This window comes from Agrobacterium sp. 22-210-1, from assembly GCF_053522525.1.
The window spans coordinates 1,249,428-1,262,033 of the sequence record NZ_JBNWCI010000001.1; the positions used below are offsets into that span (position 1 = coordinate 1,249,428).

A 12,606-nucleotide genomic window follows, 5' to 3' on the forward strand; every position below is an offset into this window, starting at 1 on the left:
ATCAAACCAGCATGCCCATCGGGTTTTCGATGTAGCGCTTGAAGGCGCCGATCAGCTCGGCTCCGAGCGCGCCATCGACGCAGCGGTGGTCGGTGGAAAGCGTGACCGTCATGACAGTGGCGATCTTGATCTCACCGTTCTTCACGACAGCGCGTTCCTCGCCCGCGCCAACCGCCAGGATGGTGGCATGCGGCGGGTTGATAACGGCGGAGAAGCTCTTGACGCCCATCATGCCCATATTGGACACGGCGGTCGTGCCGCCCTGATACTCCTCGGGCTTCAGCTTGCGCTCCTTGGCGCGCTTGCCGTAGTCTTTCATCTCGTTGGAGATGGTGGAGAGCGACTTTTCTTCCGCCTTGCGGATGATCGGCGTGATCAGGCCACCCGGAATGGAAACGGCGACGCCGACATCCGAATGCTTGTGCTTGACCATGGCGCTTTCCGTCCAGGAGACGTTGGCATCAGGCACGTCACGCAACGAAAGCGCCAGCGCCTTGATGACCATGTCGTTGACCGAAAGCTTGTAGGCCGGCTTGCCGTCCTTTTCGGGAGCAGCCGCGTTGAGCTGGGCGCGCAGCGCCAGAAGCGTATCCAGTTCGCAATCCACGGAAACGTAGAAATGCGGAACCGTCTGCTTGGATTCGACCAGACGCTTGGCGATGACCTTGCGCATGCCGTCGTGCGGCACCAGCTCGTAGGAGCCCTGTTCGAACAGCTTGAGAACCGCTTCGTCCGACTGACCCTTGGCGAGGGCCGGGGCCGGAGCGCCAGCAGCTGCTGCTGCCGGAGCGGCTTTCGCACCACCGGAAGCGGCAGCCTTTTCCACGTCGGTCTTGACGATGCGACCATGCGGTCCGGAACCGGAGACGGCCGAAAGATCGAGACCGGCTTCTTTCGCAAGACGACGCGCAAGCGGCGAAGCAAAGATGCGCTCACCGGACTTTGCAACCGGTGCCGGCGTGGACGATGCGGGCGCCTGATCGGCGGCCGGCTTTTCAGCCTTGGCAGGAGCAGCGTCTTCCTTCGGTGCTTCGGCCTTAACGGCTTCCTGCTTCGGTGCTTCCGCCTTGGCCGGAGCGGCATCGCCGCCCTTTGCCGCCTCGGCCACATCCTCGCCATCGGCGGCGAGGATGGCGATCAGGGCGTTGACCTTGACGGCTTCGGTGCCGGCCGGAACAACCAGCTTGGCAACCGTGCCTTCGTCCACGGCTTCCACTTCCATGGTCGCCTTGTCGGTCTCGATCTCGGCGATCACGTCACCGGGTGCGACCTTGTCGCCTTCCTTGACCAGCCATTTGGCCAGATTGCCCTCTTCCATGGTGGGAGAAAGGGCAGGCATGGTGATGTTGATAGGCATGACTAGGCCTCCCCCCAAACGAGATTGAAATCTTCCAGGTCTTCAGGATGTTCCATGAGCCAATCCACCTGTGACGGTGTAATTTCGATGTATCCGGCAACGTCGACGAGCCATTCGCCGACTGCACCGATAACGCCGATATCCTCACGCGGAACACCGGCGACAACATCGCCATCACCGTCGTTGACGACGGCCCAGAAGATTACCCGCTCGAACAAAGGCGCGTCTTTGGTCCCTAAAACACGGTACCAATTTTCGGTTGCCGGGAGGATTTGTTTTATGACACTCAAAATCATCTCCCCTTATTTGTAGCAGACGGTTTTGACGGCCTGAACGACTTCATCGACGTTGGGCAGAGCCAGCTTTTCGAGGTTTGCCGCGTAAGGCATCGGAACGTCCTTGCCGGCAATCGTCAGGATCGGCGCATCGAGATAATCGAAAGCGGCGCGCATGACCTGGTTGGCGATGAAGTCACCGACCGACGACTGCGGGAAACCTTCCTCGACCGTGACCAGGCGACCGGTCTTCTTGACCGATTCGATGACGGTGGGCAGATCCATCGGACGGATGGTGCGCAGATCGATCAGTTCGACATCGATGCCAAGCTTTTCGAGTTCCGCAACCGCCTTTATCGCATAGGTCATGCCGATACCGAAGGAAACGATGGTCGCGTCCTTGCCCTTGCGGTGAATGCGCGCCTTGCCGATCGGCAGCACGAAATCATCCAGCTTCGGCACTTCGAAGCTCTGACCGTAGAGAATTTCATTTTCCAGGAAGATGACCGGGTTCGGATCGCGGATAGCTGCTTTCAGCAGGCCCTTGGCATCGGCTGCCGTGTAAGGCATGACGACCTTGAGGCCCGGAATATGGCTGTACCATGCGGCGTAACATTGCGAATGCTGCGCGCCAACGCGGGCAGCAGCACCGGACGGACCGCGGAACACCATCGGCGCGCCCATCTGGCCGCCCGACATGTAAAGCGTCTTTGCCGCCGAGTTGACGATCTGGTCGATCGCCTGCATGGCGAAGTTGAAGGTCATGAATTCGACGATAGGCCGCAGGCCCGTCATCGCAGCGCCGACGCCGATACCGGCAAAACCATGCTCGGTGATCGGGGTATCGATGACGCGGCGCTCGCCGAATTCCTGCAGCAGACCTTGGGTGATCTTGTAGGCGCCCTGATATTCGGCGACTTCTTCACCCATGACGAAGACTTTTTCGTCGGCGCGCATTTCTTCGGCCATGGCGTCGCGCAGCGCTTCACGCACCGTCGTCATCACCATTTCCGTACCTGCCGGAATGTCCGGATCGGCTGCGACTTCGATCTTCGGTGCTGCCGGAACCTTGGCGGCTTCCTTGGCAACGCTCGGCTCTTCGGCAGCTTCGCGGGTCTTGCCGCCGGCGGCATCAGAACCGGAATTTGCGGCTTCGGCTTTCGGCTCTTCTTTCTTCACGGAGGAAGAAATGTCGTCGGCGCTTTCGCCGTCCTGAAGAAGCACGGCAATAGCCGTGTTGACCTTGACGCCTTCGGTGCCGGCATCGATCAGCAGCTTGCCGATCACGCCTTCATCCACAGCTTCCACTTCCATGGTCGCCTTGTCGGTCTCGATTTCGGCAATCACGTCGCCGGATGTGACCTTGTCGCCTTCCTTTTTAAGCCATTTGGAAAGCGTGCCTTCCTCCATGGTCGGGGAAAGGGCGGGCATAAGAATTTCTACTGGCATGGGGTTCCCTTTCCCGATCAGAGCAGAATGTCGGTGTAAAGCTCGGACGCATCCGGCTCTGGGTCGTTCTGGGCAAAGTCGGCGCTGTCGGCGACGATATCACGGACATCCTTGTCGATGGCCTTGAGTTCGTCTTCGCTTGCCCAGCCCTGTTCCAGAAGCCGCGCCTTGACCTGCTCGATCGGGTCATGTTCGGAGCGCATCTTCTGCACTTCGTCCTTGGAACGGTATTTCGCCGGGTCGGACATGGAGTGACCACGGTAACGGTAGGTCAGCATTTCCAGGATGATCGGACCCTTGCCGGAGCGGCAATATTCCAGTGCCTGGTCGGCGGCGGCCTTGACGGCGCGCACATCCATGCCATCCACCTGGATGCCGGGAATGCCGAAAGACTGGCCGCGCAGCGAATAATTCGACTGGGCGGTGGCGCGGGCGGTCGAGGTGCCCATCGCATAGCGGTTGTTTTCAACGATATAGATGATCGGCAGTTTCCAGAGAGCAGCCATGTTGAAGCTCTCATAGACCTGGCCCTGGTTGGCAGCGCCATCACCGAAATAGGTCACGGAAACATTGTCGTTGCCACGATAACGGTTGGCGAAGGCAAGACCGGTTCCAAGCGAAACCTGTGCGCCGACGATGCCGTGGCCGCCATAGAAATGCTTCTCCTTGGAGAACATGTGCATGGAGCCGCCCTTGCCCTTCGACAGGCCGCCCTTGCGGCCGGTCAGTTCGGCCATGACGCCACGAGCGCTCATGCCGAGAGCCAGCATGTGGCCATGGTCACGATAGGCGGTGATGACCTGATCACCCTCCTTCTGCGACATCTGCATGCCGACGACGACGGCCTCCTGGCCAATGTAGAGGTGACAGAAACCACCGATAAAGCCCATGCCATAGAGCTGGCCGGCCTTTTCTTCGAAACGGCGGATGAGCAGCATTTCACGATAAGCGTGAAGTTCGTCTTCCTTCGAGAAGTCCGGGCTGTTCTTGCCGGTGAATTCGGTTGCAGCCTTTGCCGTGGTCTTGCGGCCGGATACGGTCGCTGGTTTTCGCGGCGCCATTCATCCCTCCCTGAGTTGCCGTTTGAATGGATAGATTGGCGCGTACCATATGCAAGAAAATGCCATGCAGCAATGCTTTAAACGCATGGCACATATTCACGCTAAGATGCTGTGAATAAATCACAAATGTTAAATTAACCTGATTTCGGTTAATTAGAAATATGTGTTCATGATGACGATTTCGTCCGTGCGGGACATATTTAGCTGGTAACGGGAAATTTCATCGATCATGTCTCGTTCCAGCGAGCCGTCACTCAGCAATTCCACCTGCCGCTCCAGCGCTACACGCGCCTGCGTCAGCTTTGCAAGCTCTGCGGTTCTGGCGATACGCTGCCGCTCCAGCCGCTCCGTCGCCTGAAGGCCGAAGTCGCCATGGATGGAATGATAGCCGAAATAGGAAAGAAAAGCGATCGTGATGGCCGGAACGATCAAACGGCCGAATCGTCTCTTTTTATGATGTCTGGTCCACATGCCGCAGAGAAGCCTTAAAACGCATAACCTTGAGTCTCGAGACTAAAGCGGATTGTTTAACTATCCGTTGACCTTAAATTGCGATCGGCAAATGGGCATAAAAAAAGCCCGCCGGAGGGCGGGCTGGATTGCCGGGAGACCCGCCCCTCACCGCAGTCATCCTCGCCTTTAAGGCGAGGATCCATGAGCGGACCGGAGTGGATCCTCGGGTAGCCCGAGGATGACGTCTCATCTGTTGACAGCTATTTCACCAACCTTAGCCCGCCAGACAGCGGGCCACATATTCAAACCTGAACGCGAATTACCCGCGCAGGATCGAACGGCCGGCGTAAGCAGCCTGCGGGCCGAGCATTTCCTCGATGCGGATCAGCTGGTTGTACTTTGCGAGCCGGTCGGAACGGGCAAGCGAGCCGGTCTTGATCTGACCGCAGTTCGTCGCGACGGCGAGATCGGCGATCGTGGAATCTTCCGTCTCACCCGAACGGTGCGACATGACGGCGGTGTAACCGGCCTTGTGCGCGGTCTCGACCGCATCCAGCGTCTCGGAAAGCGAACCGATCTGGTTGACCTTGACGAGGATGGAGTTTGCAACACCCATCTTGATGCCATCGCGAAGGCGGGCGGAGTTGGTGACGAAGAGATCGTCGCCGACCAGCTGGCACTTGTTGCCAACGAGATCGGTCAGAGCCTTCCATCCGTCCCAGTCGTCTTCAGCCATGCCGTCTTCGACGGAGATGATCGGATACTTGGCAACGAGTTCGGCGAGATATTCCGCCATTGCGCCAGGCTCCAGCGTACGGCCTTCACCTTCAAGCACGTATTTTCCGTTCTTGAAGAATTCGGTCGAGGCACAGTCGAGGCCGATATACATGTCTTCGCCCGGACGATAACCGGCCTTTTCGATCGACTTCATGATGAAATCGAGCGCAGCCGGCGCGCTTTCGAGACCCGGTGCAAAACCGCCCTCATCGCCGACATTGGTGTTGTGGCCCTGTGCGGACAGTTCTTTTTTCAGCGTATGGAACACTTCCGAGCCCATGCGCACGGCTTCGCGGATGTTTTCCGCGCCAACCGGCAGAATCATGAATTCCTGAAAGTCGATCGGGTTGTCGGCATGTGCGCCGCCATTGATGATGTTCATCATCGGAACCGGCAGCAGATGCGCGTTCGGGCCACCGACATAACGGTAAAGCGGCAGGCCGGAGGCTTCGGCAGCAGCCTTGGCGACCGCGAGAGACACACCGAGGATGGCGTTGGCGCCGATGCGCGACTTGTTCGGCGTACCGTCAAGCGCGATCATCGTCTGGTCGATCTGGATCTGGTTTTCAGCGTCGAAACCGCCGATAGCGTCGAAGATTTCCGTATTGACGGCTTCAACCGCCTTTTCCACGCCCTTGCCGAGATAACGCTTGCCGCCATCGCGCAGCTCAACCGCCTCATGTGCGCCTGTCGAGGCGCCGGAGGGAACGGCCGCACGGCCCATGGAGCCGTCTTCGAGGTAAACATCGACTTCAACGGTCGGGTTGCCGCGGCTGTCGAGAATTTCGCGCGCGATGATATCGGTAATGGCAGTCATGGTCTCTCCCTTGGGAATGGAACAGATATTTTCCGTCGCCTGTCTTAGACGATGGCGAAGAAATTACAATGACGGCGGGCGGCAGAAACAGAGCGCCCGCCATTAAAATCGATTGGCACGAGTAGCACCCGTTTCTTACGCTTTCGTGATGGCGTCGAAGGCCAGAAGCTTTTCCAGCAGTTTCGGCATGTCCTTCAGATGCACCATGTTGGGGCCGTCGGAAGGCGCATTGTCCGGGTCCTCATGGGTCTCGATGAAGAGGCCGGCGACACCAACCGCCACCGCCGCTCGCGAAAGCGTCTCGACGAATTCGCGCTGGCCGCCGGTGGAGCCGCCCTGCCCGCCCGGCTGCTGCACGGAATGGGTGGCGTCAAAGACAACAGGCGCGCCGAGCGAGGCCATGATCGGCAGCGAGCGCATGTCGGAGACCAGCGTGTTGTAACCGAAGGACGCACCGCGCTCGCATAAAAGCACATTCGGGTTGCCGCTTTCATTCAGCTTGGCCAGCACGTTCCTCATGTCCCAGGGCGCCAGAAACTGGCCCTTCTTGACGTTGATGACGCGGCCGGTTTTCGCGGCGGCGACGAGAAGATCGGTCTGGCGACTGAGGAATGCCGGAATCTGCAGCACATCCACCACCTCGGACACGATGGCGCATTGTTCCTCGGTGTGAATGTCGGTCAGAACAGGAAAACCGTATTCCTTCTTGAGATCGGCGAAAACCTGCATCGCACTGTCAAGGCCTATGCCGCGCTTGCCGGAAAGCGAGGTGCGGTTCGCCTTGTCGAAGGAGGATTTGTAAACGAGGCCAATTCCAAGCTTGTCGCAAAGCTCCTTCAGCACACCCGCAATCATGAAGGCATGTTCACGGCTTTCCATCTGGCAGGGGCCGGCAATCAGCGAAAAACGCTCGGTATTGGAAAAGGAAACCTTGCTGGCGCCATCGCCGGCGGTGACTTTGAGATTGTTCGTAACGCTCATTATTTTTCCTCGAAGGCGAAGGCAACACCCTGACCGGGCGCTGCGGGCACCACCAGCCGGCCGCCCGCTTCTGCGCTGGACACGCCATTAGCAGCAAGTGCCGCCTGTGTCACGGCAAGATCGCGAACGGAAAAGACGATGCCTGCGCCGCGCAATCCGCCACCGCCCTCCTCGGGAACACTAAAGGCCAGTCCGTCAAAGACCGGCTTCCGCGTCAATCTTATCCGGGCATTGCCGGTTGCGAAAACCACATCACCATTCGGAGACACCTTTCCGTCGCAGCCAAACACAGTTTCGATCAGCTGCACGGCATTCGCATCACCACCGGAAAACAGCACGATCTCGTTGAGGCCGGAAACGCCGTTGGCATGGCGTTCCAGCGCCGCGCGGTCGCCTGGCAAGGCCTGCAACCGCTGACAGCTGAACAGAAAGAAATCCGCCGAGGAACCACTGGCTGCAAAAGCCAGCCGAAAAGCCGCCTCGCTCTGCGAACCATCCGGCATTTTGACTGGCCGCGAAAATTCAAAGACATTTCCGGCCGAGAGGCCTGAGGCTACGAATCGGTCATGATCGCCAAGAGCGTCCTGCGTTGCAGCGACCAGTGCGGAAAATCCCTCCCCTCCGGCATGTTTCCGGAAGGCCTGATCCCGCCCGGTAAACACATCTTTCCGGCCAATCGAGGCATTATATTTAGCCGGATCAGCAATCACGAGAGGCTCCAGATACGTGCCGTCGGCGAAAAAAACGCAGGCATTCTGCGTGCCAAACGGGTGAAGAGCCGCTGGCGCTACTGTAAATCCCAGGTTTCCAAGGCGATTTTCTGCGACGTCGATGTGCTCGACAGGCAGTACGAGATGGTCGATGCGGTACGGTTTCGTCATTTCCCTGCTTCCTGCTGTCGCATGCGGCATGGCCATGCCGGAACAGTTAGGAAGGCAGAAAAGCACAATTTCGTGCTTTCAGGCAAATCATCAAAACAACAGATAGCAGCTTCACGAAATTTTAGGGGATTGCGGAACACATATGGAACATATAGTGTTCGTTCTGTATTTGTTTCGCGACTTCAACGACGATTCTCAAGGGTGTTTTCCTCATGCTCACGCGCAAACAGCAGGAATTGCTTCTCTTCATTCATGAACGAATGAAAGAGTCCGGCGTGCCGCCCTCCTTCGATGAAATGAAGGACGCACTCGATCTTGCTTCCAAATCCGGCATCCACCGGCTGATTACCGCCCTCGAAGAGCGCGGCTTTATTCGCCGGCTACCTAACAGGGCGCGGGCGCTGGAAGTCATCAAGCTGCCGGAGGCCTATGCGCCGGGCGCGAGGCCGCAGCGCGGCTTTTCGCCAAGCGTCATCGAAGGCAGCCTCGGAAAGCCGAAGGCGCCAGAACCCGCACCGGCACCCAAGGCGCCCGCCAACGATCTCGGCGGCGCGGTCACCGTTCCGGTCATGGGTCGCATCGCCGCCGGCGTGCCGATTTCCGCCATTCAGAACAATACGCATGATGTTGCCGTGCCGGTCGACATGCTGGGTTCGGGTGAACATTACGCGCTCGAAGTTAAGGGCGATTCGATGATCGAGGCCGGGATTTTCGACGGCGATACCGTCATCATCCGCAACAGCAATACCGCCAATCCGGGCGATATCGTCGTGGCACTGGTGGATGACGAGGAAGCGACGCTGAAGCGTTTCCGCCGCAAGGGCGCTTCCATCGCGCTGGAAGCGGCCAACCCCGCTTATGAAACCCGTATCTTCGGGCCTGATCGGGTAAAAATTCAGGGCAAACTGGTCGGACTTATACGCCGTTACCATTGATCTGATTTAACCGTGATCCTCTCAAGACAGGCGTCGTCATGAGACGGCTCCTGTCGAAGATGACGGCAATTCCGGAATTCGGCTGACCATGCGAGTGTCGGGCAATCTTATGCTTCCCACACACATACAGATTCTGTCTGGTAAAGATCAGTTCCAGTTTCATATGGATATCGTTGTTACGGCCTTGCCCCCGGCCTGTTGTCGCCGCTGCGTCATATGCCGTGGACGTCTGGTTGCGTGAGTTCGTTTACACTGGGGGATGCGGCTGGCCTGGCGCTGCCATCGAATGGTGATACTCGGTGCAAAGCCCCCGTCATTCATCAACGCGACTTATGGGTGCCATGGATTATTTTCGGTATTCCATCATGCCCCGACAGGTATAGAAATGCGCGTCATATCCGGGAGATAAGCCATGTACGATCTATATATCGCCAACAAGAACTACTCCTCATGGTCGCTGCGGCCGTGGGTGTTGATGCGCACGCTCGGTATCGCCTTTGATGAGAAACTTGTTCCGTTTGGCGAAGGCGTCGCCTTTTCCAGCTTCTCGCCGACCGGCAAGGTGCCCTGCCTTGTCGATGATGGCGTGACGATATGGGAAACGCTGTCGATCGCCGAATATCTCGCAGAACGGCACCAGGGCGTCTGGGCGAGCGACAAGCAGGCGCGGGCATGGTCGCGTTCGGCGGCGAGCGAAATGCATGCCGGCTTTTCCTCACTGCGCAATCTTTATCCCATGTCTGTCGGTATTCGGGTCAAGCCGAAGGGTGGCGATGCCGGGCTTGCGGCAGACATAAAGCGCATCGATGCGCTATGGAGCGAAGGTCTGACAAAATTCGGCGGTCCCTATCTTGCCGGTCAGAAATTCACGGCGGTCGATGCTTTTTTCTGCCCGGTGGCGTTCCGTTTCCAGACCTATGGCGCCGATCTTTCACCTGCGGCAAAAGTCTATTGCGATCGGCTGCTCACCCTGCCCGCCATGCGTGAGTGGTATGAGGCCGGATTGAAGGAGATCTGGCGCGATGCGGCGCATGAACAGGAAATCAGCGGCATTGGCGCATTGACTGACGATCTGCGCGTGAAGGTCTGAATATCACTGCTGACGGCGTTTATTGCGATGCCGTCAGCAACTGCCTGACCGGTTCCGGCACCTCGTATTCGAAGCGGTCGCTTTTCCAGTCGTAGTAGCGGTGCTCGCTCCATGGCCTGTTCGCCCCGGCAATCGCTGCGCGTAGTCGTCCGACGACCGCAGACTGATCGCTGCCGGCAAAGTTTATTTCTACCGAACCTGTACGCCGCAAAGTATCGCGGTTCAGCAACAGCGCTCCTGAGCGGCATTTTGAAAACGAGGTCCTGCGGGAAACGACGACAATATCGGCGATATCGCAGGCTTTTCCGGCAAACCGGCCATCTTCCAGAACGACGATCCACTCCCCGCTCCTGGCGCGCGCCACGCACCATATGCCTTTGCTGCAGGTGAAGACGCCGGGTTGCGCATCTTTCAGCGCTGCCGTCATCTGCCGCATCACCGCCCTCATCTCCTCCGGCGTAAGTTTTGATTTTGCGGTCAAGCCTACACTGGTTACTGCGGCATGCGCTTTAAGAATGACCGGTGGCACAGGCTGTTCCGGCAACAGGAGTGCTCTTTGCCACTGGTCGTATACGAAGCCCTGCGGTCGCGTTTTTGTCGTATAGACCTTCCCCTCTTCCAGCAGCGCCACCAACTCACCCTCCTCGTGAATGAGCAAATCCGGGACATCGCGATAGGCCACGGCCGCCGACAGGCCGAAGGCGGAGACAAGAAGCGGAATACCGAGCAATGCAAGCCGGCTGCGCAGCAAGGTCAGCAGCAGAAAGCCAGCGGAGCCGAGGCCAATGAACCACTCATGTGGCCGCCCCGTCGCCGCGCTGCCGCCCCAGGACGCCACTTCATTGGCGACTTCGATGACGAGCGCCATGCCATAGCCCATGATCTTCAGGAATGGCGCATCCAACCCGAACGGCATCAGCAGCATGGCGAGCAGGCCAAAGGGCATGACGATCAGCGACATCAGCGGCATGGCGGCCAGATTGGCGAAAAGTCCATAGGTGGTGACACGGTGAAAATGCTCTGCCGAATAGATCGCCGTCGAAAGTCCGCCAATCAACGATGTGGTGATGACGCCGCCAATGACAGTGCCTGCCATTTGCGCCGCCGTCATCCACACCGGTCTGCGTCCGATCAACAGTCGCTCGTGATCGCTGCGCCGGCGGCCCCACCAGGCATAGGTGGATACGAGCGCGATGGTCGCGGCAAACGACATCTGGAAACTCGGCCCCATGATTTCCGAAGGCGAAAAGCCGAGGATGATGAGAGCCGAAATAGCCACATTGCGGAGGCTGAGCGACGGCTGATCAAAAAGGACCGCGATCAGCATCACCGACATCATCAGCCAAGCACGCTCAGCGGAGACGGCGAAACCGGAAATCAGGTAATAGGCGAGCGTCATCAAGAGCGCCGCGAAAGCCGAAATCTTCTTGACGGGCCAGCGCTGAGCAAAGGCAGGAAACAGGCTGAAGGTCAGCCTCAACCCCACAAAGAATATGCCTGCGGCGAGCGCCATGTTCAGCCCGGATATGGCGACGATATGGGCAAGGCCGGAAAGCCTCAATGCTTCCATCGTGGGTGCCGAGATCGCCTGTCTCTCATCGGTGACAATGGAGGCGGCGAAGGCTCCGGCGTCACCGCCAATGGTGTTGCGGATGCGCTCTGCAATTGCGCTGCGCAGGCCATAAAGCCGCATATCCGCCCATTCCAGCCAACGCGTTTCGCCTTTCATGTCTCCCTTTGGTGATATCAGCGCCTGCGGCGGCTTGTAGAAAAATCCGGTCGCACCTATGCCTTTGAAATAGGAAGCGAAGGCAAAGTCGTTCAGACCCGGCAAGGCTGGACCGGAAGGTGGCGACAGCCGGGCTTTGCCTTGAATGGTCGCGCCAAGTGCGACCGGCTCACCTCCGCCACGGGAAAGCAGCGAAATTCTCGTCGGCGGGCGCGACAATGCCGGTGCTTCCGTCGCAGCCAGCTGAATAACATATCGCCAGGAGCCGCGCGCATCCACCTCCCGGCGAACCACCGTGCCGGTGATGGTGGTTGTAACCGGGGTATCCAGCACCACTGTTCCCGCTCGCCGGGTTTCAATATCTGCCAGAAGCATGCCCAGCAGAAGAAAAGCGGCAGCGCCGCAGGCCGCCGCCGACAGGCCGTTATTATACCGGGTAAGCAGCGCCAGACCGGCGGCAAGCAGGAATATGATTGCGAGAGCGGGCAAGGACGGCGTGACATCAAGGGAAAACCACAGGATCGCGCCGCAGCCGATAAGGACGGGAACAAAAAGGAAATCATGGCCGAATGCGCGCTCTTCGGCGACGCAGTCGGCAACCTTTCCGGCGATGACTGCCTTGAGATTCCGCCTTACAGCAAGGGTGGGCAAATCATAAGCCACAACATCGCCGGCGCGGTGAACGGGAAACAGGATTTCATGCGCGCCGGGCAAGCCACCCTGCAACGTTTCGGCATATCCGAAATGCTTTTTTTCCCCTTGACCAAGCAATCCGCGCCGCGCCCCTGCCGCACCGGAAAC

Annotated in this window: 11 protein-coding genes; 2 read left to right on the forward strand and 9 right to left on the reverse strand. The window is 58.6% G+C overall.

Features of this window, described 5'->3' with window-relative positions; genetic code table 11:
- Position 1 precedes the first annotated feature (1 nt).
- The 8 genes from ACQZ5F_RS06290 to ACQZ5F_RS06325 form a co-directional block, all read right to left on the reverse strand.
- A complete protein-coding gene (locus ACQZ5F_RS06290; RefSeq protein ID WP_225339874.1) occupies positions 2 to 1,357 on the reverse strand; it encodes a pyruvate dehydrogenase complex dihydrolipoamide acetyltransferase in 1,356 nt (451 codons plus the stop codon).
- 2 nt (positions 1,358 to 1,359) lie between these two features.
- Complete coding sequence (locus tag ACQZ5F_RS06295; RefSeq protein ID WP_161991186.1) at positions 1,360 to 1,647, reverse strand: hypothetical protein; 288 nt, start codon at positions 1,645 to 1,647, stop codon at positions 1,360 to 1,362.
- Positions 1,648 to 1,659: 12 nt separating this feature from the next.
- A complete protein-coding gene (locus tag ACQZ5F_RS06300; protein ID WP_225339875.1) occupies positions 1,660 to 3,081 on the reverse strand; it encodes a pyruvate dehydrogenase complex E1 component subunit beta in 1,422 nt (473 codons plus the stop codon).
- A gap of 17 nt (positions 3,082 to 3,098) precedes the next feature.
- Positions 3,099 to 4,142, reverse strand: a complete 1,044-nt coding sequence (gene pdhA, locus ACQZ5F_RS06305) for a pyruvate dehydrogenase (acetyl-transferring) E1 component subunit alpha (RefSeq protein ID WP_046800221.1) — start codon at positions 4,140 to 4,142, stop codon at positions 3,099 to 3,101.
- Between the two features lie 153 nt (positions 4,143 to 4,295).
- Positions 4,296 to 4,613 carry an FtsB family cell division protein gene (locus ACQZ5F_RS06310; RefSeq protein ID WP_003512872.1) on the reverse strand — a complete coding sequence of 106 codons (318 nt, stop codon included), beginning with the start codon at positions 4,611 to 4,613 and terminating at the stop codon, positions 4,296 to 4,298.
- A gap of 301 nt (positions 4,614 to 4,914) precedes the next feature.
- Positions 4,915 to 6,189, reverse strand: a complete 1,275-nt coding sequence (gene eno / locus ACQZ5F_RS06315) for a phosphopyruvate hydratase (protein WP_046800222.1) — start codon at positions 6,187 to 6,189, stop codon at positions 4,915 to 4,917.
- Positions 6,190 to 6,324: 135 nt separating this feature from the next.
- The gene (gene kdsA, locus ACQZ5F_RS06320; RefSeq protein WP_225339876.1) at positions 6,325 to 7,170 is read right to left on the reverse strand and encodes a 3-deoxy-8-phosphooctulonate synthase; all 846 of its coding nucleotides are present in this window, start codon (positions 7,168 to 7,170) and stop codon (positions 6,325 to 6,327) included.
- Positions 7,170 to 8,051: a VOC family protein gene (locus tag ACQZ5F_RS06325; protein ID WP_225339877.1), complete on the reverse strand. Its 882-nt coding sequence runs from the start codon at positions 8,049 to 8,051 to the stop codon at positions 7,170 to 7,172. The genes kdsA and ACQZ5F_RS06325 overlap by 1 nt, the downstream gene beginning before the upstream one ends.
- 212 nt (positions 8,052 to 8,263) lie before the next feature.
- Here ACQZ5F_RS06325 and lexA point away from each other — a divergent pair, with 212 nt between their 5' ends.
- Both lexA and ACQZ5F_RS06335 read left to right on the forward strand, forming a co-directional pair.
- Positions 8,264 to 8,986, forward strand: coding sequence for a transcriptional repressor LexA (lexA, locus tag ACQZ5F_RS06330; protein ID WP_052818481.1), 723 nt, complete (start codon positions 8,264 to 8,266; stop codon positions 8,984 to 8,986).
- A 412-nt stretch (positions 8,987 to 9,398) separates the two neighbouring features.
- Entirely contained in the window at positions 9,399 to 10,076 is a 678-nt protein-coding gene (locus tag ACQZ5F_RS06335; RefSeq protein WP_225339878.1) for a glutathione S-transferase family protein, read from the forward strand.
- Between the two features lie 19 nt (positions 10,077 to 10,095).
- Here ACQZ5F_RS06335 and ACQZ5F_RS06340 read toward each other — a convergent pair whose 3' ends face one another.
- A complete protein-coding gene (locus ACQZ5F_RS06340) occupies positions 10,096 to 12,531 on the reverse strand; it encodes a ComEC/Rec2 family competence protein (protein WP_448731087.1) in 2,436 nt (811 codons plus the stop codon).
- Positions 12,532 to 12,606 lie beyond the last annotated feature (75 nt).

What these genes read in the sequence shown, in the direction of transcription:
- ACQZ5F_RS06290 (WP_225339874.1), bottom strand. Translation starts at nt 1,357, where the DNA reads ATGCCTATCAACATCACCATGCCTGCCCTTTCTCCCACCATGGAAGAG.
- ACQZ5F_RS06300 (WP_225339875.1), bottom strand. Translation starts at nt 3,081, where the DNA reads ATGCCAGTAGAAATTCTTATGCCCGCCCTTTCCCCGACCATGGAGGAA.
- pdhA (WP_046800221.1), bottom strand. Translation starts at nt 4,142, where the DNA reads ATGGCGCCGCGAAAACCAGCGACCGTATCCGGCCGCAAGACCACGGCA.
- ACQZ5F_RS06310 (WP_003512872.1), bottom strand. Translation starts at nt 4,613, where the DNA reads ATGTGGACCAGACATCATAAAAAGAGACGATTCGGCCGTTTGATCGTT.
- eno (WP_046800222.1), bottom strand. Translation starts at nt 6,189, where the DNA reads ATGACTGCCATTACCGATATCATCGCGCGCGAAATTCTCGACAGCCGC.
- kdsA (WP_225339876.1), bottom strand. Translation starts at nt 7,170, where the DNA reads ATGAGCGTTACGAACAATCTCAAAGTCACCGCCGGCGATGGCGCCAGC.
- ACQZ5F_RS06325 (WP_225339877.1), bottom strand. Translation starts at nt 8,051, where the DNA reads ATGACGAAACCGTACCGCATCGACCATCTCGTACTGCCTGTCGAGCAC.
- lexA (WP_052818481.1), top strand. Translation starts at nt 8,264, where the DNA reads ATGCTCACGCGCAAACAGCAGGAATTGCTTCTCTTCATTCATGAACGA.
- ACQZ5F_RS06335 (WP_225339878.1), top strand. Translation starts at nt 9,399, where the DNA reads ATGTACGATCTATATATCGCCAACAAGAACTACTCCTCATGGTCGCTG.